We start from the raw sequence: 18427 nt of genomic DNA, 5'->3' as shown, positions 1-18427 counted from the left end.
ACCTTGCCGAGGCTGGCGCGCCGAGGGCGTCAGTCCCGCAAACGGTTGGCGGCATGATCCTGATGCTGCTCGGTCGCGATCTGCCTAGAGTCCAAACCGCGTTCTTTGGAATGCTGTGCCTTGTCGCGATTGGACAGAACCTTGTTTTCTTCAAGCTTGTCCTTTGGCGTTACGGTCATGGCGCCTGTGCCAGAACCCTTTCCCTGCGAACCTGCTCCGATGTGTTTCTTGCTCCCGCGTGCCATGGGCTGCCTCCAATCTATGACAAATGTTCCAGGATCGTGCTCATCTAGTCGTCAGGACGGTTTTTGTGATGGACGCTTTCCTGATTTTTACCGCGAAGGATGTTGCGGTCGTCCGGATCGACGAGGTCAGGTGTGTCGGTCCTCATGTCCGATCCCTTGCGCAGCGCTTCGCGTTCCGCCGCTGATCGTTTCAGATCCGCCTCTGCATCGAAATCCTTGCCGGCATTCTTTGTGTTTTCCCGCTCTTCAATGATGCGAATTTGTTGATCATGGGTTTTGCGTCCAGTCATCGCTTCCTCCGGCGTGTTCGTGTTGGTGCTCGAAAGTCATCGGCCGCCTCTAGGTCGGGTCACGGCGCTTGCCTGTCCGAGCCGGCTCTCGTGCTGATAATGGCAAGGTGACGGGATCGTTCCGAAAGGCGTCGAACAAGCTTTTCGCCGGATGGCTCGGTTCGGCTTAGGCGCTCACGTTGACCGAGGCCGCCGCCCCTCTTCTGAACCAGTACGTCCTTTGAACGTTCGGCGACCGCCGGACTGGCGCCGGACGCCTTTCCGTCGCGCTCCAGCTCAGCGCAGGAAATCGACCACAGCCTGGATGAACTCTGCCGGATACTCGATGTTCGACAGATGGACCGCGGGCAGCACTATCAGCTTCGCGCCGGGCACCGCCGCGGCAATCATCTCGCCGTGGCTGGCTGCTGTCACCGTGTCGTGCCGACCGGCGATCACCAGCGTCGGCCGCGGTATCAGTGCTACGGTACGGCGAAGATCGGCGTCGCGAACCGCCGCGAACAGGCCCGCCAGGCCTTGCCGGTCGATAGCCAGCAGCATGGCGCGAAACTCTTCGACCACGGGCTCGTTGGCGGCAACCATCGACGCGGGGAACCAGCTGCTCAGGAACGTCTCGGCGGTTTCCGACATGTCCGGCGCCTGCCGCACCGCGGCAATCCGCTCGTCGAAATAGCTTGCCGGCGAGAGATGGGACGAGGTGTTGCTCAGGATCAGCCGGTCGATCCGCTCGGGCGCGTGGATGCCGAGCCACTGCGCGACGAACCCGCCGAGCGACAGGCCAAGGAAATGTACGCGTTGCAGGTCGAGCGCATCGAGCAACTCGATGACGTCGCGGCCAAGCCGGTCGAGCGAGTAGGCGCCGACCGGAACGCTCGATCCGCCATGGCCGCGAAAGTCGTAGCGCAGGACACGGAAATGCTTCGACAATTCGCCGATCTGCCTGTCCCACATGTGCAGCGTGGTGCCGATGGAATTCGACAGCACCAGCACCGGCTTGCTTGCCTCGCCATCGAAGCGGTAGGCGATGCGCGTGCCGTCGCCCGTCGTGGCGAAATTCAGCTCATTCATGATGAAGATTCCTTCTGGAACGTTGAACGAGACAGACCCTAGCCGTGGAGCAATTTTGTTGATATTACAAAGATAGAACAATCTCTGTAATAAAAACTGACATGGCCGAATTCACCCTGCACGACCTGCAATGCTTCGATGCAGTGGTCCGCACCGGCGGTTTTCAGCCTGCGGCGGCCATGCTGTATCGCTCGCACCCGGCGGTGTTCGCCGCCGTCGCCAAGCTGGAGCGACAACTCGACCTTTGCCTCCTGGACCGCAGCGGCTATCGCGTGCGTGCGACCGAGGCAGGGCTGTCGTTCCACCGCCGAGCGCTATCGCTGCTGCGCGAGTTGGATGGTTTGCGCGTCCATGCCGCCCAGTTGGCGATGGGTGAGGAAAGCGAGATCCACGTGGTGATAGGCGACCTGTGCCCGCGCCCACATGTGCTGGGCATGCTCGGGCGGTTCTTCGCACAGTGCCCAGGCACGCGCCTGCATCTGCATTTCGAAGCGGTGGGCGGCCCATGGGAGCGTCTATTCGATGACGAAGCCGATCTGATCCTGCACTGGGTCGACAAGGGCGATGCGCGGGTGGAATGGGTCGATCTGTGCAAGGTGTCCTTCATTCCCGTGGTGGCGCCGGGCTTTCTGCCCGGGCGTATCGAGCAGCCGATCACTCTGGATCAGATGCAGGCACTCACCCAATGCGTCATGCGCGACAGCGCCCGCCATTCGCCACAGCAAAACTATTCGCTGATCGAAGGTGCGCCGCAATGCTTCGTCGCGGACCAGGGCATGAAGAAGGAGATCATCCTGCAGGGCCTTGGCTGGGGCCACCTGCCCCGCTTCCTGATCGAGGAAGAACTGCATGACGGGCGCCTGCAATCCATTGCCGGCCGCCATCTGCCGGGCCGCACCGACGAACTGGTGGTGGCGCGGCGCCGCGACCGACCGCATGGGCCGATCGCCAACCGGCTGTGGGATCATATCCAGCAGGAAGCGCCGGCATTGCGCCGTGCATTGGAGCCGAGCAGGCCCGCCGGACAGATACCGACCAACCTGTCGCGAAAGGCGCAAGTGGAAACCGGTCGCTGATGACCGGCCGTGCAATGCCAGGACCTCTCGGGTCCCGTCCAGCGATCACTTCTTGACATACGCTCCAGGCTGGCGGCCGCTCTTCGGAGCCTTGGCGTCCGTTGAACGCTCCGCGATAGCGGGGCCGGCGCCGGACGTCTTTTCGGTTGCGGCGCTCGGCGTGACTTGCCTTGGCGGGTTTTGTCCCTCCGATTGGCGGGTGCGGTCTTCTACTTCATCCTTCCTGCGGGTGAGCCCCATTCCGCTGGCGGGCTTCTTGTTGGCGGCCGCATCCTGGGAGAATTCATCGGAAGCGTCGGCATCGGTCTTTGCCGGATATTTCGTCGCACCGGTTTCATAGCGGGTTTCGTTCTCAGTCATGACATCTCTCCAGTTGCATGACGGATAAACATCTCGGCGATATCCGAGTTCCAATCCCTGGACCTGGATTCCGGACGGATCTGGATTCCGCCCGGTCGGCCACCCAAGCGACGAGATGAGCAGCACCCTACTGCAGCAGACCCTTGACGATGCCGCTCGCCTTGCCGAAATCCATCCGGCCGGCATATTTCTGCTTCAGTGCGGCAATCACCTTGCCCATGTCCTTCTGGCTGGCCGCACCGGTCGCGGCGATCGCCTCGCGCGCCGCAGCCGTCACCGCCGCATCGTCCAACTGCGTCGGCAGGAAGGTGCGGATGATCTCCATCTCGCCGCGCTCCTGCGCGGCGAGTTCGGGCCGCTTGCCGTCGTCGAAGGCTTTGGCCGATTCCTCGCGCTGCTTCACCATCTTGGCCAGGATCTGCAGGATCTCCTCGTCGCTGGCCGGCTCCTTGCCCGAACCGCGATTGGCGATGTCGCGGTCGTGAATAGCCGCCTGGATCAGCCGCAATGTCGGCAGCCGGTGCTTGTCCTGCGCCTTCATCGCGCTCTTCAGGGATTCGGCGATTTTGCCGCGCATGGTGCATTCTCCTTCGATCGGCGCGGACAATAGCGCCGCGGGCGGGCCAAGGCAAACCCTGATGTGCCGGAGCAAGCCACTGATTTTGCTAGGTGAAATAAAACCTGGCGGCATTTCGCATGATCATTGACCGCCCTGCCCCCTTCCCCTATGTACTGGGCCTTGCATGAACGGAAATTTGACTGCGTGGGAGCCGCGAAATCGCCGCTTCGCGCCGTTTGCCGCGCAGATGGCCCGCCGGGCCGGTTGCAGCGCGCGGCCTGATAGGAGTGCCGCATGGCCGAGATGACCGCCGCCTCGACGCCCGCCTGGGCCACTGAAAAGCCGACCGCCCTTCTGGTGCTGGCCGACGGCACCGTCATCGAAGGTCGCGGTCTCGGCGCCACCGGCTCCGCCGTCGCCGAAGTCTGCTTCAACACGGCGCTGACCGGCTACCAGGAAATCCTCACAGACCCTTCCTATGCCGGCCAGATCGTCACCTTCACCTTCCCGCATATCGGCAACATCGGCACCAATGACGAGGACATCGAGGACCTCAATCCCGCCGCCCGCGCCGGTGCCGTCGGCGCCGTGTTCAAGGCCGATGTCACCAACCCTTCCAACTATCGCGCCGGCGCCGGTCTCGACCAATGGCTGAAGAAGCGCGGCATCGTCGCCCTGTCGGGCATCGACACGCGCGCTCTGACCGCACTGATCCGCGAAAAGGGCATGCCCAACGCCGTCATCGCGCACGCGCCCGACGGCGTGTTCGATCTCGACGATCTGAAGCGGCGCGCCGCCGCATGGTCGGGCCTGATCGGGCTCGACCTCGCCAAGGATGTCACCTCGGGCCAGTCCTCGGTCTGGCGCGAGACGCCCTGGGTGTGGAACGAAGGCTTTGGCGAACAGACCGAACCGACAATGCATGTCGTCGCCATCGATTATGGCGTCAAACGCAACATATTGCGCCTGCTCGCCGGCCTCGGCGCCAAGGTCACGGTGGTGCCGGCCAAGACCGGCGCCGAAGAAATCCTTGCCATGCAGCCGGACGGCATTTTTCTCTCCAATGGCCCCGGCGACCCGGAAGCCACCGGTGACTATGCCGTGCCGGTCATCCGGGATCTGTTGAAGACCGACATCCCGGTGTTCGGCATCTGCCTCGGCCACCAGATGCTGGCACTGGCGCTGGGCGGCAAGACCGCCAAGATGCACCAGGGCCATCACGGCGCCAACCATCCGGTCAAGGACCACACCACCGGCAAGGTCGAGATCGTCTCGATGAACCACGGCTTTGCCGTCGATGCCGACTCGCTGCCATCAGGCGTCGAGGAAACCCACGTCTCGCTGTTCGATGGTTCGAACTGCGGCATCACGCTGACCGGCCGGCCGGTGTTCTCGGTCCAGCATCACCCGGAAGCTTCGCCCGGCCCGCAGGATTCGCACTATCTGTTCCGTCGCTTCGTCAATTTGATCCGCGAAAAGCGCGGCGAGGAATTGCTGGCCGAGCGGGCTTAGCGGACCGCCGCGACGGCGCGGCACAGTTTTGGGGCAAAGACATGCGCAAAAATACGAACCTACATGCCGCTGAAGAAGCCCTTGAAGACGCCGCAGATGTGGCGATCTACGATGAACGCAAGGCTCAGCTGAAAATCGAAAAAACACTGCCCGCTGACGTGACCATGGATATCTTGCAGGGCCGGCTCACGCTCGCCGAACTGGCGCAGATCAATATTCGGCATTCCGAGTAAATGAATTGAGCACTAAATCCTCGACGAAGAAGCTTTGATCATTCGAAGGCAAATCGCGTGACTTCGACATTTGGCTGAGACTTGCCTCCCATCGTCATCCACGGGCGGAGCAAGGAGCGTAGCGACGCAGCGCAGACCCGAGGATCCATGCCGTGACTTCAAAGCGCCGCAGCGGTGCAGAATTCTGCTCCGCTGCACTCCATGGCCGGAGTCACGGCATGGATCCCAGGGTCTCCGCGACGGAGCTACGCTCCTGCTTCGCCCTGGGATGACGATGCTTGGGGGCGCGGCCAATATCCATGGAACAACAGTCCGCTAAAGCGAATGATGGATAGTGCCACCGGCAGACCTCCAAGCAGCACGAGCGCCACCCTTACGCCACCGGCCGGCCTTCACTGGCTTCCAGGACGGCGAACCATTTCTGGCGGTCGAGCACGATATCGAGCGCCTTGACCATGGCGGCCAGCCGTTCCGGCTTCATCGAACCCAGCACCGGCACCAATCGGGCCGGATGGCGCAGTAGCCAGGCGATCGCGACGGCAGCCAGATCGCCGGCGCCGATCTCGGCGGCCACCGCAGCAAGCGCTGCCCGCACCCGCGCCTCGCGCCCCTCCTTGCCGGTGAACAGCGAGCCGCCCCCGAGCGGCGACCAGATCATCGGCGCATAGGCAAGGCGCTGCGCGTGGTCGAGGCTGCCATCGGTCAGCGCTGATGTCTTCAGCACCGACATCTCGATCTGGTTGGTGGCGAGCGCGAACGGCATTCGCGAGGCCAGCAGATCGAACTGCGACGGCGTGAAATTGGAGACGCCGACCGCCCTCACCTTACCGGCTTTGACCAGGCCGGCCAGTGCCGTCGCCGTCTCATCGGCATCCATCAACGGGTCCGGCCGATGCAGCAGCAACAGGTCGAGATAGTCGGTGCCGAGATTGGCGAGCGAGCGGTCGACCGAGGCCGCGATATGAGTGGCGCTGGTATCGTAGTGCTTCAGCCGGTTGTCCGGCCGGTTTGGCGATTTCTTCATGATGTCGCATTTCGAGATCAGTTCGATGCTGTCGCGCTTGCCTTTCCAGCGCGCCAGCCCGGCGCCGAAGGCCGCTTCAACCTCATAGTGCCCATAGATGTCGGCATGATCAAAGCTGGTCAGTCCGAGATCGACGGCGGTGCCGATCAGCCGTGCGACCTGATCGGCATCCGGGCGGTCGGCGCTGTCGAGCAGACGCGAGGCGCCGAAGACCAACCGCGACAGCGACAGTCCGTCCCGAGTCAGCGCAATGCGGCTGTCATGGCTCACACCTGCGCTCCATCTTCGGCGACGCCGACGGAGACATTTGCGCGCGCCGCGGGCCTCGCCACCTTGGTGACGAAGACGATGACCGCCAGCGTCAGAAAACATGCGCCGACCAGATAGGGCGCACCGCCGAAGGTCACCGGCGCGCTTGGCCCGGTGAACCAGGAAAAGATCGCCGTATAGAGCAGCGGCGTGATGATCGAGGTGATCGAGAAGATCGAGGTCATCGCGCCCTGCAACTCGCCCTGCGCCGAAGGCGGCACCTTGGCGGCGGCGAGGCTCCTCAGCGGCGGATCGGCCAGCGCTTCCAGACAGCCGACGACGATCACCGCATAGATCATCCAGCCTTGCGACGCGAAGGCATAGCCGAAAGCGCTGGCTGCCGTGAATGTCAGGCCGATGACCGCCGTCTTCCACTCGCCAAGCCTCGGGATCACGCGCGGCAGCACCGTCGCCATGACGATCGCACCGCACAGGCCGAAGGCGCCGAGCGAGAAGCCGATCTGCTGCTCGCTCCAGCCATAGCGGTAGCTGGAGACGAACGACCAGACCGCCGGATACATCATGTGTCCGAGCGTCATCAGGAAGAAGACAAGCCCGATCCAGCCGATGCCTTGATATTGGCGCATCTGCAGCAGCGTGCCGACCGGGTTGGCGCGTTTCCACTCGAAGCGGCGGCGATGCTTGTCATCGAGCGTTTCCGGGAGGAAAAACAACGCAATGAGGAAATTCACGAAGGCGAGCCCGGCGGCGAAATAGAATGGCACGCGCGGCCCGAACGTGCCGAGCAGCCCGCCCAGAACCGGCCCGATGACGAAGCCGACGCCAAACGCGATACCGAGCAGGCCGAAATTCTTTGCCCGGTTCTCATCGTTCGAGATATCCGCGATGAAGGCTGAAGTCGTCGAATAGCTGGCGCCTGAAATGCCGGCCAGCACACGCCCGATGAACAGCATCGGGTAGGACCAGGCGACCGCGCAGATCAGATTGTCGATGGAGAAGGTCAGCACCGATGCGAGCAAGATCGGCCGCCGCCCGAACCGGTCGCTCAAGCCACCCATGATCGGCGCGAAGACGAACTGCATCGCCGCATAGACGAAGAACAGCCAGCCGCCTTCGATCGCCGCGCCACTGATGCTGACCCCGGTCAATTCCTTGAGATAGGCCGGCAGCACCGGCATGATCATGCCGAAGCCGATAATGTCGAGCAACAGCGTGGTGAAGACGAGCGCAAGGCCCCGTCTGGCGGTTTTGGGGTCGATCATGCAGGATCAAGCTCCTCTGCTCGCCCTCAGGCGCAGGCGGACGCACTTATAGGCGAGCCCGCGGCAAGGAACAATAAGGGAACAATCCGGATGCGTTCATCCTGACAGCCCCTGACGGCAACATCGCCGGCAGGTGAAGCTCGAAAACGGCCTGGTCAGATCGGCCCACTCAGCGTGTTGCACTCCGACAGCTTGCCGCTCTTGTAACCACGCGCCAGCCAGGTCTGCCGCTGCTGCGAGGTGCCGTGGTTGAAGCTTTCCGGCACGACATAGCCTTGCGTCTTCTTCTGCAGCGTGTCGTCGCCGATCTTTTGGGCAGCATTGAGCGCCTCTTCGAAATCGCCCTGTTCCAAGATGCCCTTCTGCCCGGTGAAATGCGCCCACACGCCGGCGAAGCAGTCGGCTTGCAGCTCGATGCGCACCGACATCTGGTTGGCCTCCGCCTGGTCCATGCCTTGCCGCATCTGGTTGAACTTGGACATAATGCCCGTCAAGTTCTGCACGTGGTGGCCGACCTCGTGCGCGATCACATAGGCTTGGGCGAAGTCGCCAGAGGCGCCGAACTGTTGGTCGAGTTGCTGGAAGAAGGTTGTATCGAGATAGACCTTGTGGTCGCCCGGACAATAGAACGGCCCGGCGGCCGACGACGCCGAGCCGCAGGCCGAACGGATCTGGCCGCTGAACAGCACCAGCTTCGGATCCTCGTAGGTCAGGCCCTGCGATTTGAAGATGCCGGTCCACGTGTCCTCGGTCTCGGCCAGCACGGTCGCCACGAACTGCTTCATCTCATCATTGGCCGGCGTAGCAGAGCCGCTGTCCTCGGTAATCTGGCCGCCGCCGCCCGGCGCCAGTCCGCCACCACCCAGGATCGTCGACGGATCGAAGCCGAAATACCATCCGGCCAGCACCACCAGGATGACGAGGAAGATGCTGCCGCCGCCACCGGTGCGGCCGCCGATCGGAATGCGGAACTGGCCACCGCCGCCGCCGAGCCCGCCACCGCCGCTGCGGTCGTCCTCGATATTGTCACTCTGACGACGACCTCTCCAGAGCATGGCAACTCCTCGCGCTGCAAACTTCCCCGTTGTTGCGGGGCTCAACCCAACAAACAACTATCTCAATGGTTGCTCCAAGTCACAGCATTTTTCCAGACCGCGGCGGTTCTGGCATGACGGCCTCACCGCTCTGGCCGAGAGTGCGCAAGGCCTGTAGCATTGCTCGTGGATGGGGGATGTATTGGGCTTGAAGACGATCGGTTCGTTCCTGTCGCTGATTGCGGCGTTGTTTTGCCTCGGCACGCCGGTAGCCGGCGCGGTGACGCTCGATTCCAGCGTTGCCGTCACCGACCCCGCCACCTTGCAGGCATTGGAACGCGGCGGACTGTCGATCAGCCGCCTGCTGGGGCCAGCGCTCGGCCTGACCCGCGAGGTCGACAATCGCGGTCTGTTCTCGGTACCGGCTTTGGCGACGGTGCGCGACACAGTCAAGCAGCAGATCGCCGACGAGCCGAAGACCAGTCCGGACCCCTATGTCGCCGACATGGCCAGATCGAAGGACACCAGCCAGAAATTCAATCCAAAATACATCGACGACGACGGCTCGACGCTGGACCTCACCGGCGTTGTCAACCGCATGGACCGCGGCTATCTCGGCCACACCGAATGCGGCGAGATCCGGCTGATCTACCGCTTCCACTATTCGATTGCTGAAAAGCCGGTCAAGGGAAAGGCAGGCCAGCGCATTTCCTCGCGGCTGCCGTTGACCATGAGCCTGGTGTTCAACGCCAAACCCAGGCAGGCACAAGCGCGCGCCTCCAAGGACCTGCCAAGCGCCACCGATGTGTCCTGCGCCGATATTGCCCAGCGCTGGCTGGCAGCCGGAAAAAAGGACCTGCCGCCCGACCAGCTTGCCGCCTGGCTGCGCTCCGACGAGGGGCCGCTGTCGGGCGCCATGCTCAATTCGTCGCAGATCATGCGACTCGAACTCAACATGCAGGTGCTGCGCCTGTCTGCCTCGACGCGGCGCGATTTCGGCGGTCATGCCGAATACCTCCTGAAGATCTTCAAATGGGATCCGGCGACGTCCAGCTTCTATGAAGCGAAGATGGAAAACCAGATCGACCGCGCCACCGTGCTGGCCGACAAGCCGTCTTTCGCCAAATGGCTGCTCACCGACCGCAACATCTACGACCTCGACCATGGCCGGCTGGTCATCGATGAAAAATTCCTGGCCAGGAGCGCCGTCTCCGTCGCACCCGGCGGCCTCAGCCGGTCGCAGAACAACATCGTCTACGGGCTGGTCGACGACGCCGACATCGACAAGGCGCTGAAGGACTACGTCGCCAGGGGTAATACGCTCGCCACCATCAAGTCGGCGGCCGGCTTCAAATTGCGGCTCAACGAGATGAGCTGCACCGGTTGCCATCAGACGCATGGCATTGCCGGCTTTCATTACACCGGCGCCGATCCGGCCAGCGAGCCGCGCCGCAACGCCGTCTTCGTGCCGGGCTCGGCTGTGTTCTTCGCCGACCTGCCGCGCCGCCGCGCCATCGTCGAGCAGTTCGCCGCCGGCAGTCACCCGGACTTTACGCGCGGCTTCGCCGCCCGTCCGGACGCCAGATATGCCGAGGCGCTGAAAGGCACCGACCTCTACAATGGCTGGGGCTCGATCTGCTATCGCGGCGAGGATGCAAGTTTCAAGGACTGGAACTGCGGTGCGGGCCTGCGCTGCGCAGGTGTCCACGAAAGCGCCATCCATCCGGGCTTCGGCACCTGCGTCAGTGACGCGGGCACCGCGGTCGGTGATCCCGTCGAGTTCGGCGAGATCAGGATGTCGAGCTGGGGCAGCGACCAGTATTGCCGCCTCTCCCCGGCCACCGCCAAGGCCTGCGCCATCGACCCGGCGCGGGACAAGAAGCCGCCGGTCAAGCTCGCCGGCTATGGCGCGGCGCGCCAGCGCTACGACAATCCGCAGCAGAAGACCGGCGGCTTTCCCGGTGGCATGCTGCGCAAGGCGAGCTGCGACAAGCTTCCCGACGAGGCGACGTGCGGACGTCTGGCCAAGACCGGCTTCAACGACTGCATCGCGTCGGGCAAGGACCACAAATTCTGCACGAAGGAATTCACCAAGACCGCCGGCCTGCGCGCCTGCGACAAGGCGCATCCCTGCCGCGAGGACTATATCTGCACCGCAGGCTATGACGATCTGGTGCAGGCAAAAGCCGGCAAAGGCACCTGCATCCCGCCCTATTTCATCTTCCAGTTCCGCGTCGACGGCCACCCGCGCAGCTGGGTGCAGGATGTCAGGGAGTGAGGGAACGGTTTGCCGCAGGCAAATTGAAAGGTCCACTGGACCTTTCAAAAGGCTCGAACGCCCGCAGCCATAGCGGAGGGCGATAGACACTGCCGCAAGAAAGGACGTAAACCACGTCCAACAGCGGCCTTGGCCTCTAGCCAATCACGTCAGACGCCTAATCTTCCTGTTTGGCGCCGGCGCTCTTGCCGTCAGAGCTCTTCGACCGTTCCTCGAAACGCGCCGCGCCCTTTTTAAGCGGACGGCCGGTTTCCGCCTCGGTCTTGCGCTCGTCCCTCGCCGCCGCCTGTTTCAGTCCCGCGGCCGCCTGCTTGCCCTTTGCGGTCGGTGCTTGTTCGATGCCCATCGCTTCCTCCGTTCGCGCGACAAAACGCGCGCTGTCGGGAGCAACGTGCCCGGCGTGCGACGGTTCCGGCAGCGCCGGAAATCTGGCGGCTCAGCGCGCCGTCATCGCCTTGCGGAAAGCTTCCAGCGTCTCGGCGCTGACATGGTGCTCGATGCCTTCGGCGTCGATGCGCGCCGTCTCGGCGCTGACACCAAGCGAGCGCAAAAAGGCTTCCACCGTCTGATGGCGGATGCGGCTTTGCTCCGCGACCTTGCGGCCGGCATCGGTCAGGAACACGCCGCGATAGGGCTTTCTCGACACCAGGCCGTCGGCGCACAGCCTGGTCAGCATCTTGGCCACTGTCGGCTGGGCGACGCCCAGGCGTGCGGCGATGTCCACCTGGCGCGCCTCGTTGCCGTCTTCGATCAGGTCGGCGATCAGCTCGACATAATCCTCGACCAGCGCGCTGCGGCGCGCTTCGCGCTGCTGCCGGAAGCCCTCCGAATGAATTTCGGCGTCAAGCAGCGGCTCGCGCGGGACCGGTCTGTTCTTCAGCGCCAATACGCGCTCCTCCCAGGACTATTTGCCATCCATGCTTTCATAGCACGGGCTCTGATTCTTCAGGCCGTTTATTTGCATTCCGCAACAGGTGCAACCGGACTTCCGATTGCGAGTTCGCCCGACACCGCCAGCAGAATAAAAAGCACCGACAATGAAATATAGCATATTGCATAATGTTGAGCCATGGCATAGCTTAAGGGAACATCGCCCAGTCTCCCGGAAAGCCCTCCCCCATGTCCGAAGTCGAAGCCACAGCCTCCCGTTCCTCATGGCGGTTCGCCAGGCCCGACGAGGACGAGGAGCCCAGCCTGCGCGAGGTCAACGCGTCGATCGCCGTTCCGAGTTCGGGGGTCTGGTTCCGCCGCCTGTTCGCCTTCATGGGTCCCGGCTACATGGTCTCGGTCGGCTATATGGATCCGGGCAACTGGGCGACCGACCTCGCCGGCGGCGCGCAGTTCGGCTACACGCTGCTGTTCATCATCATGCTGTCCAACCTGATGGCGATCCTTTTGCAGGCGCTGGCGGCACGACTCGGCATCGCCACCGGCCGCGACCTCGCCCAGGCCTGCCGCGCCTACTATCCCCGTCCAGTCAACTTCGTGCTGTGGATTGCCTGCGAACTGGCCATCATCGCCTGCGACCTGGCCGAAGTCATCGGCACCGCGATCGCGCTGCAACTTCTGTTCGGCATTCCGCTTATCGGCGGCGCCATGCTGACGGCGCTCGACGCCTTCCTCGTGCTGCTGCTGATGAACAAGGGCTTCCGCTATCTCGAAGCTTTCGTCGTCGCGCTGCTGATCATCATCTTCAGCTGCTTCGCCATCCAGATCTTTGTCGCCGCCCCGCCGGCCGGCTCGATCCTGCATGCCATGTTCGTGCCATCGTCGCAGATCGTTACCAACCCGGAGATGCTCTACATCGCCATCGGCATCATCGGCGCCACCGTCATGCCGCACAATCTCTATCTGCACTCCTCGATCGTGCAGACCCGCGCCTATGAACGCACCGAAAAGGGCAAGCGCGACGCCATCAAATGGGCAACGACGGACTCGACCATCGCCCTGATGCTGGCCTTGTTCGTCAATGCCGCCATCCTGATCGTGTCGGCGGTCGCCTTCCACAACACCGGCCATCAGGATGTTGCCGAGATCGGCCAGGCTTTCGAGCTGTTGTCGCCGCTGCTCGGCCTCGGCATCGCCTCGATCCTGTTCGCGGTGGCGCTGCTGGCTTCCGGCCTGAACTCGACGGTGACCGCAACGCTTGCCGGCCAGATCGTCATGGAGGGTTTCCTGCGCCTGCGCATCCCCAACTGGGCACGCCGGCTCTTGACGCGCGGCCTCGCCATCATCCCGGTGGTGGTCGTCACTGCGCTCTATGGCGAAAAGGGCACCGGCCAGTTGCTGGTGTTCAGCCAGGTGATCCTGTCGATGCAGTTGCCCTTCGCGGTCGTCCCGCTGGTGCAGTTCGTCTCCGACAAGAAGAAGATGGGCAATCTCGCCATTCCGCGCGGCGTCGCCGCCCTTGCCTGGGTAGTCGCCGCGGTCATCCTGGGGCTCAACTTCAAGCTGCTCTACGACACCATGTTCGGCATCGGCTAAGCTCCGCTTCGAAAATCGACTACCGTGCGCCAAGGGTAGTCTCGCGACAAATCGGTAATCCGCGCTATGTTGTCCCGCAGCATGGCCCGGATCGAAGACATCAGGAAATTCTACGCGCGGCTGCTGGTCGCCCATGCCGGCTCGCCCGACCCACGCCTGGAAGCGGCTTTCACCGAGGTGCCGCGCGAAGCGTTTCTCGGTCCCGGTCCGTGGACGGTCATCGCCGGCAACGGCAAGGTCACGACGCCGAGCGCCGACCCGGCCCATGTCTACCAGAACGTGCTGGTGACGCTCGACGACGACAAGGGCATCAACAATGGCGAGCCCTTCCTGCATGCCATGTGGATCGGAAAGCTTGCGGCTAAACCTGGCGAGGCCGTCACTCATATCGGCGCCGGCACCGGCTACTACACCGCCGTGCTGGCCAGGCTGGTTTTACCAGGAGGCACCGTCACCGGCTTCGAACTCGACGAAAAACTGGCCGATCTGGCGCGCAAAAATCTCGAAGCATATGGCAATGCAACGGTCGTCCATGGCGATGCGGTGACGACGCCCCTGCCGCCATCCGACATCATCTACGTCAATGCTGGCGTCGCAGCGCCACCAGCAGGGTGGCTGAAGGCGCTGCGGCCCGGCGGCCGCATGATCTTCCCTTGGCGCCCGGCCGAGCGCGTCCCGCTGGCGGTGATGGTGACCCGCACCGAAAAAGGCTTCGCCTGCGATCCGTTCATGCGGTCGTGGTTCATTCCCTGCGTCGGCGCCTCGCTCGCAGCCTCAGCGTCGAGGATCCCGACGCGCGAGCAGGCCGCGCGCAGCCGCTCGATCTGGCTGGTGCAGGACAGGGCGCCGGACGACACCGCCACCGCCATATCGGGCGATGTCTGGTTCTCGTCGGAAGATCTCCACCCCGGGCCTCGCAAATGATGGTGGTTTGCCAAAATTTCATATGTCCTGTCGGACCGGTGGCTCGTCGCCCGTCCTTGGGCTGAAGTCCGGCCACGACGGCGTGGACCGAAGAGCGGGAGCATTGGAATGAGAAAGATCATCTCGGCGACATTCGTCAGCCTCGACGGCGTCATGCAGGCGCCCGGCGGCCCGCATGAGGATCCGGTCGGCGGCTTCAAGTTCGGCGGCTGGACCTTCCATTATTTTGACGAGGCGGGGGGCGCGGCGATGGATGAACTGTTCTCCAAGCCTTTCGCCCTGCTGCTCGGCCGCAGAACCTACGACATCTTCGCCGCCTACTGGCCGTATCAGAAAGATCCGATCGCGGATGCCTTCAACCCCGCGACCAAATATGTGGCGACGCATCGGCCTGACACCCTCACCTGGCAGAACACGCAATCGCTCGGGCCTGATACCGTTGCGGAGTTGCGCCGTCTCAAGCAGGAGGATGGCCCTGACCTGCTCATCCAGGGATCTGGCGATCTGATCCAGACCTTGCTCGCCAACGGGCTGATCGACGAAATTCGGCTGATGATCTTCCCGCTGTTGCTGGGCAAAGGCAAGCGGTTGTTCGGCGACAGCGCGATGCCGGCCGCCTTCAAGCTCATCAAGTCGCAGGCAACCAGCACAGGCGTCATCATGGCGACCTACGAACGATCAGGCGAGATCAAGGTCGGCTCGTTTGTCACAGGAGAAGCATCCGAGGCCGAGCTCGAACGGCGCAGGAACTGGAAGTAGCAGGACGGCCTTGGCGTGCTTTCCTCTCCCTCCGGAGGGGGGAGAGCGACGGGGTAGAGGAACCCAAGTTCTGAGAAGTCTCTCAAGCCGCCACCGGCCGCCGCGCCAGGCCATCGCGGATGTGCCGCGCGAATTCCTGCGCGGCCGGCCCGACACCGTGCCTCGGCAGATGCAGATTGATGGCAAAATTCGGCAGCGGCGGCAGGCCGGACTCCGATGGCAGTATGTCCAGATCGGCCGGCACGGTGGAGGCCAGCCAGGTGGTGACGGCAAGGTCCGACCGCACCGTCGCGGTCGTCGCGTCGATGTTGCCGTTTTCGAACACGGTGCGCCACTCCAGCCCATGCTCACCGAGCGCCGCCAGCACCGCCGGACGGAAGGCGCAGGTATCGGCGACGATCGAGACCGGCAGCGGCCGCTTGGCGCGGGCAATGCCGCCCTTGGCACCGACCCAGACCAGCCGGTCGATGGCAAGGCACTCACCGGCCGACGGGCCGACGCGTTCCTCGATCACTGCAAGGTCGATGGTCCCGGCCGCAAGGGCAGCCGTCAGTTCCGGCGACGAGGCGCAGACCAGCGATATCTCGATCTGCGGATAGGTCTCGGCATAGGTCTTCAGCACCGGCGCCAGCAAGGTGCCGACAAGGTCGTAGGGCACGCCCAGCCGCACCTGGCCGGCCACCGGTGTCCCAGCCATCTCGGCCCAGATCTCGTCATTCAAGGCCAGCAACCGCTTGCCCCTGCCGAACAGCTGTTCACCGGCGCGCGTCAGCCGCAAGCCGCGCCGGTCGCGCGTAAACAGGCTGGAGCCGAGCGCCTCCTCCAGCCGCTTGACCTGCTGGCTGACAGCACCTTGCGTCAGGTGCAGCGCATTGGCCGCCGCCGTCATGCTGGCCTTGTCGGCGACGGTGATGAAGGTGCGGATCAGCGCCATGTCGAGATTTCGGATCATGGGTGGCATTATCTATCCTAATGCTGACCATGGCAAACATTGCATTTACTGAAGTTCGCGCGCGGCTACGATCGCAGCCCTCTCACAGAGGACGCCGCATGCTCGAGCCCATTCTCCCGCTCATCCTGTTTGCCATCGTCGCCACCACCACGCCCGGCATCGCCACGACCCTGTCTACGGCGTCCGGCGCGCAGTTCGGCTTTCGCCGTTCCGTGCCCCTGCTGGTCGGCAGCGCCGCCGGCCTCGCCACCGTCACGGGTGCCGCTGCCGCCGGGCTTGCCGGTCTGCTGCTTGCCGTGCCTTCGCTGCAACTGGCCATGAAGGTCATCGGCTCGCTCTATCTCCTCTGGCTGGCGATCAAGATCGGCCGCAGCGGACCGCCCAATCTGGATGTGAGCATGGCCAGGCCGAACAGCTTTCTGGGCGGCGCCGGCATTCAATGGATGAACCCGAAAGGCTGGGCGATGGGACTGGGCGCCGCGGCCTCGTTCGCGGCGCTGGCAAGCGGACCGGTGCAACTCGCGCTGCTGCTCGGCGCCACCTTCGGCCTCGCGGCCGCCGCCTCGCTTTCACTGTGGTGCGTGGCCGGAATGGTGCTGGCGCGGCTGCTCAAGACCGAATGGCAATGGCGCGCGCTCAACATCGTGCTGGCACTGGTGCTGGCCGCCTCGATCATTCCGATGTGGCGGACGGCTTAGACGGCCATGGAATTGCGAAGAAGGAGCCAAGTCCTGCAAGGTCAGCGCAGACCCCCACCCGGACCTTCGGTCCGACCTCCCCACAAGGGGGAGGTAGAAGTTCAGGCGGCGCAGACTTCGCGGATCGAGCTTTCCAGAATGTCGAGCGCTTCGTTCATGACTTCGTCCTGGATGGTGATCGGCGCCAGGAAGCGGATGACGTTGCCGTAGACGCCGCAGGTCAGCAGGATCAGGCCCTTGTCGAGCGCCTTCAGCCGGATCGCATTGGCGATCTCGGCCGATGGCAGGCCCTTCTTGACGTCGTTGAACTCGACCGCGTTCATGAAGCCGAGGCCTCTGATGTCGACGATCTCGGGCACGTCGTCACGGATCGACTGCAGCCGCTGCTTCAGCCTTGCGCCCAGCGTGTTGGCGCGGTCGCACAGGTTTTCGTCCTCGATGACGTCGAGCACGGCGTGCGCGGCGGCAACGCCGATCGGGCTGCCGCCATAGGTGCCGCCGAGCCCGCCGGGGCCGGGCGCATCCATGATTTCGGCGCGGCCAGTGACCGCGGCCAGCGGGAAACCGCCGGCCAGGCTCTTGGCCATGGTGGTGATGTCTGCGGCCACCTCATGGTGATCCATCGCAAACATCTTGCCGGTGCGGGCAAAGCCGGTCTGCACTTCGTCGGCGATCAGCAGCATGCCGTGCTGGTCGCAAAGCTTGCGCAGCGCAACCAGGAAGTCACGCGGCGCGTCGTAGAAACCGCCTTCGCCCTGAACCGGCTCGATGATGATGGCTGCGACGCGGGCCGGATCGACATCGGCCTTGAACAGCCGGTCGAGCGCGGCCAGCGAGTCGGCGACCGAGACACCGTGCAGCGGCACCGGGAACGGCGCATGATAGACGTCGCCCGGCATGGCGCCGAAGCCGACCTTGTAGGGCACGACCTTGCCGGTCAGCGCCATGCCCATGAAGGTGCGGCCATGGAAGCCGCCGGCGAAGGCGATGACCGCCTGACGGCCGGTGGCATTGCGGGCGATCTTGATGGCGTTCTCTACCGCCTCGGCCCCGGTGGTGACGAAGATCGTCTTCTTCTCGAACTTGCCGGGCAGCATGCCGTTCAGCCGTTCGGCCAGGCGCACATAGCTCTCATAGGGCACCACCTGGTGGCAGGTGTGGGTGAAGCGGTCGAGCTGTGCCTTGACCGCCTCGATCACCCTGGGATGGCGATGCCCGGTGTTGACGACGGCGATGCCCGAGGAGAAATCGATATAGCGACGCCCCTCGACATCCCAGATTTCCGAATTTTCAGCCCGGTCGGCATAGATCTGCGTGGTCATGCCTACGCCGCGGGAAATCGATTGGTTCTTGCGTTCGGAAATGGCTGAATTCTTCATCGTATCCCTCACCGGGCCGG

General features: G+C 63.7%; 20 protein-coding genes. 8 read left to right on the top strand and 12 right to left on the bottom strand.

Features of this window, described 5'->3' with window-relative positions; genetic code table 11:
* Positions 1 to 29: 29 nt before the first annotated feature.
* From EOB80_RS00385 to pcaD, 3 genes are all read right to left on the bottom strand, one after another.
* Entirely contained in the window at positions 30 to 245 is a 216-nt protein-coding gene (locus tag EOB80_RS00385; protein WP_127326277.1) for a hypothetical protein, read from the bottom strand.
* A 44-nt stretch (positions 246 to 289) separates the two neighbouring features.
* Positions 290 to 535, bottom strand: coding sequence for a hypothetical protein (locus EOB80_RS00380; RefSeq protein WP_127256175.1), 246 nt, complete (start codon positions 533 to 535; stop codon positions 290 to 292).
* 276 nt (positions 536 to 811) lie between these two features.
* Positions 812 to 1603 carry a 3-oxoadipate enol-lactonase gene (gene pcaD / locus EOB80_RS00375; protein WP_127326276.1) on the bottom strand — a complete coding sequence of 264 codons (792 nt, stop codon included), beginning with the start codon at positions 1601 to 1603 and terminating at the stop codon, positions 812 to 814.
* Between the two features lie 101 nt (positions 1604 to 1704).
* On the opposite strand from pcaD, the gene EOB80_RS00370 reads away from it, so the two are divergent.
* Complete coding sequence (locus EOB80_RS00370) at positions 1705 to 2679, top strand: LysR family transcriptional regulator (protein ID WP_127326275.1); 975 nt, start codon at positions 1705 to 1707, stop codon at positions 2677 to 2679.
* A gap of 45 nt (positions 2680 to 2724) precedes the next feature.
* Here EOB80_RS00370 and EOB80_RS00365 read toward each other — a convergent pair whose 3' ends face one another.
* Both EOB80_RS00365 and EOB80_RS00360 read right to left on the bottom strand, forming a co-directional pair.
* On the bottom strand, positions 2725 to 3039 hold the full coding sequence (locus EOB80_RS00365; RefSeq protein WP_127326274.1) for a hypothetical protein: 315 nt from the start codon (positions 3037 to 3039) through the stop codon (positions 2725 to 2727).
* A 127-nt stretch (positions 3040 to 3166) separates the two neighbouring features.
* Positions 3167 to 3616: a GatB/YqeY domain-containing protein gene (locus EOB80_RS00360; protein WP_127326273.1), complete on the bottom strand. Its 450-nt coding sequence runs from the start codon at positions 3614 to 3616 to the stop codon at positions 3167 to 3169.
* 276 nt (positions 3617 to 3892) lie between these two features.
* Between EOB80_RS00360 and carA the strand changes: the two genes are divergently transcribed.
* Positions 3893 to 5110 (top strand): glutamine-hydrolyzing carbamoyl-phosphate synthase small subunit, encoded by a 1218-nt coding sequence (gene carA, locus EOB80_RS00355; protein WP_127271513.1) that lies wholly within the window; start codon positions 3893 to 3895, stop codon positions 5108 to 5110.
* Between the two features lie 41 nt (positions 5111 to 5151).
* Positions 5152 to 5343, top strand: a complete 192-nt coding sequence (locus EOB80_RS00350) for a hypothetical protein (RefSeq protein WP_127326272.1) — start codon at positions 5152 to 5154, stop codon at positions 5341 to 5343.
* 373 nt (positions 5344 to 5716) lie between these two features.
* Here EOB80_RS00350 and EOB80_RS00345 read toward each other — a convergent pair whose 3' ends face one another.
* From EOB80_RS00345 to EOB80_RS00335, 3 genes are all read right to left on the bottom strand, one after another.
* Positions 5717 to 6637: an aldo/keto reductase gene (locus EOB80_RS00345; RefSeq protein ID WP_127326271.1), complete on the bottom strand. Its 921-nt coding sequence runs from the start codon at positions 6635 to 6637 to the stop codon at positions 5717 to 5719.
* The gene (locus EOB80_RS00340; RefSeq protein WP_127326270.1) at positions 6634 to 7899 is read right to left on the bottom strand and encodes a TCR/Tet family MFS transporter; all 1266 of its coding nucleotides are present in this window, start codon (positions 7897 to 7899) and stop codon (positions 6634 to 6636) included. The genes EOB80_RS00345 and EOB80_RS00340 overlap by 4 nt, the downstream gene beginning before the upstream one ends.
* A 155-nt stretch (positions 7900 to 8054) precedes the next feature.
* Complete coding sequence (locus EOB80_RS00335; RefSeq protein ID WP_127326269.1) at positions 8055 to 8954, bottom strand: neutral zinc metallopeptidase; 900 nt, start codon at positions 8952 to 8954, stop codon at positions 8055 to 8057.
* Between the two features lie 187 nt (positions 8955 to 9141).
* On the opposite strand from EOB80_RS00335, the gene EOB80_RS00330 reads away from it, so the two are divergent.
* Positions 9142 to 11211, top strand: a complete 2070-nt coding sequence (locus EOB80_RS00330) for a hypothetical protein (RefSeq protein WP_245466196.1) — start codon at positions 9142 to 9144, stop codon at positions 11209 to 11211.
* Between the two features lie 157 nt (positions 11212 to 11368).
* Here the strand turns inward: EOB80_RS00330 and EOB80_RS00325 are convergent, their stop codons facing one another.
* A complete protein-coding gene (locus EOB80_RS00325) occupies positions 11369 to 11557 on the bottom strand; it encodes a hypothetical protein (protein ID WP_127321885.1) in 189 nt (62 codons plus the stop codon).
* Between the two features lie 90 nt (positions 11558 to 11647).
* Positions 11648 to 12097, bottom strand: coding sequence for a manganese-binding transcriptional regulator MntR (gene mntR, locus EOB80_RS00320; protein ID WP_127271216.1), 450 nt, complete (start codon positions 12095 to 12097; stop codon positions 11648 to 11650).
* Positions 12098 to 12330: 233 nt separating this feature from the next.
* Here mntR and EOB80_RS00315 point away from each other — a divergent pair, with 233 nt between their 5' ends.
* From EOB80_RS00315 to EOB80_RS00305, 3 genes are all read left to right on the top strand, one after another.
* The gene (locus tag EOB80_RS00315; RefSeq protein WP_127271218.1) at positions 12331 to 13695 is read left to right on the top strand and encodes an Nramp family divalent metal transporter; all 1365 of its coding nucleotides are present in this window, start codon (positions 12331 to 12333) and stop codon (positions 13693 to 13695) included.
* Positions 13696 to 13776: 81 nt separating this feature from the next.
* Positions 13777 to 14619 (top strand): protein-L-isoaspartate O-methyltransferase, encoded by an 843-nt coding sequence (locus EOB80_RS00310; protein WP_164762471.1) that lies wholly within the window; start codon positions 13777 to 13779, stop codon positions 14617 to 14619.
* Positions 14620 to 14727: 108 nt separating this feature from the next.
* Complete coding sequence (locus tag EOB80_RS00305) at positions 14728 to 15378, top strand: dihydrofolate reductase family protein (protein ID WP_127326266.1); 651 nt, start codon at positions 14728 to 14730, stop codon at positions 15376 to 15378.
* Between the two features lie 82 nt (positions 15379 to 15460).
* Here the strand turns inward: EOB80_RS00305 and EOB80_RS00300 are convergent, their stop codons facing one another.
* Positions 15461 to 16330 carry a LysR substrate-binding domain-containing protein gene (locus EOB80_RS00300; RefSeq protein WP_127326611.1) on the bottom strand — a complete coding sequence of 290 codons (870 nt, stop codon included), beginning with the start codon at positions 16328 to 16330 and terminating at the stop codon, positions 15461 to 15463.
* A gap of 98 nt (positions 16331 to 16428) precedes the next feature.
* On the opposite strand from EOB80_RS00300, the gene EOB80_RS00295 reads away from it, so the two are divergent.
* Entirely contained in the window at positions 16429 to 17028 is a 600-nt protein-coding gene (locus EOB80_RS00295; protein ID WP_127326265.1) for a LysE family translocator, read from the top strand.
* 101 nt (positions 17029 to 17129) lie between these two features.
* Here the strand turns inward: EOB80_RS00295 and EOB80_RS00290 are convergent, their stop codons facing one another.
* Positions 17130 to 18407 carry a 4-aminobutyrate--2-oxoglutarate transaminase gene (locus EOB80_RS00290; protein ID WP_023811424.1) on the bottom strand — a complete coding sequence of 426 codons (1278 nt, stop codon included), beginning with the start codon at positions 18405 to 18407 and terminating at the stop codon, positions 17130 to 17132.
* Positions 18408 to 18427: the final 20 nt, after the last annotated feature.

The organism is Mesorhizobium sp. M7A.F.Ca.MR.245.00.0.0 (assembly GCF_003997415.1).
Lineage (GTDB): Bacteria > Pseudomonadota > Alphaproteobacteria > Rhizobiales > Rhizobiaceae > Mesorhizobium.
Note: the sequence above shows the minus strand (reverse complement) of the source record. Positions and strands in the feature narration are given on the sequence as shown.

Excerpts from the sequence above, each read along its gene's own strand:
- EOB80_RS00385 (WP_127326277.1), bottom strand. The coding sequence starts at position 245 with ATGGCACGCGGGAGCAAGAAACACATCGGAGCAGGTTCGCAGGGAAAG.
- EOB80_RS00380 (WP_127256175.1), bottom strand. The coding sequence starts at position 535 with ATGACTGGACGCAAAACCCATGATCAACAAATTCGCATCATTGAAGAG.
- pcaD (WP_127326276.1), bottom strand. The coding sequence starts at position 1,603 with ATGAATGAGCTGAATTTCGCCACGACGGGCGACGGCACGCGCATCGCC.
- EOB80_RS00370 (WP_127326275.1), top strand. The coding sequence starts at position 1,705 with ATGGCCGAATTCACCCTGCACGACCTGCAATGCTTCGATGCAGTGGTC.
- EOB80_RS00365 (WP_127326274.1), bottom strand. The coding sequence starts at position 3,039 with ATGACTGAGAACGAAACCCGCTATGAAACCGGTGCGACGAAATATCCG.
- EOB80_RS00360 (WP_127326273.1), bottom strand. The coding sequence starts at position 3,616 with ATGCGCGGCAAAATCGCCGAATCCCTGAAGAGCGCGATGAAGGCGCAG.
- carA (WP_127271513.1), top strand. The coding sequence starts at position 3,893 with ATGGCCGAGATGACCGCCGCCTCGACGCCCGCCTGGGCCACTGAAAAG.
- EOB80_RS00350 (WP_127326272.1), top strand. The coding sequence starts at position 5,152 with ATGCGCAAAAATACGAACCTACATGCCGCTGAAGAAGCCCTTGAAGAC.
- EOB80_RS00340 (WP_127326270.1), bottom strand. The coding sequence starts at position 7,899 with ATGATCGACCCCAAAACCGCCAGACGGGGCCTTGCGCTCGTCTTCACC.
- EOB80_RS00335 (WP_127326269.1), bottom strand. The coding sequence starts at position 8,954 with ATGCTCTGGAGAGGTCGTCGTCAGAGTGACAATATCGAGGACGACCGC.
- EOB80_RS00325 (WP_127321885.1), bottom strand. The coding sequence starts at position 11,557 with ATGGGCATCGAACAAGCACCGACCGCAAAGGGCAAGCAGGCGGCCGCG.
- EOB80_RS00315 (WP_127271218.1), top strand. The coding sequence starts at position 12,331 with ATGTCCGAAGTCGAAGCCACAGCCTCCCGTTCCTCATGGCGGTTCGCC.
- EOB80_RS00310 (WP_164762471.1), top strand. The coding sequence starts at position 13,777 with ATGGCCCGGATCGAAGACATCAGGAAATTCTACGCGCGGCTGCTGGTC.
- EOB80_RS00305 (WP_127326266.1), top strand. The coding sequence starts at position 14,728 with ATGAGAAAGATCATCTCGGCGACATTCGTCAGCCTCGACGGCGTCATG.
- EOB80_RS00300 (WP_127326611.1), bottom strand. The coding sequence starts at position 16,330 with ATGATCCGAAATCTCGACATGGCGCTGATCCGCACCTTCATCACCGTC.
- EOB80_RS00295 (WP_127326265.1), top strand. The coding sequence starts at position 16,429 with ATGCTCGAGCCCATTCTCCCGCTCATCCTGTTTGCCATCGTCGCCACC.
- EOB80_RS00290 (WP_023811424.1), bottom strand. The coding sequence starts at position 18,407 with ATGAAGAATTCAGCCATTTCCGAACGCAAGAACCAATCGATTTCCCGC.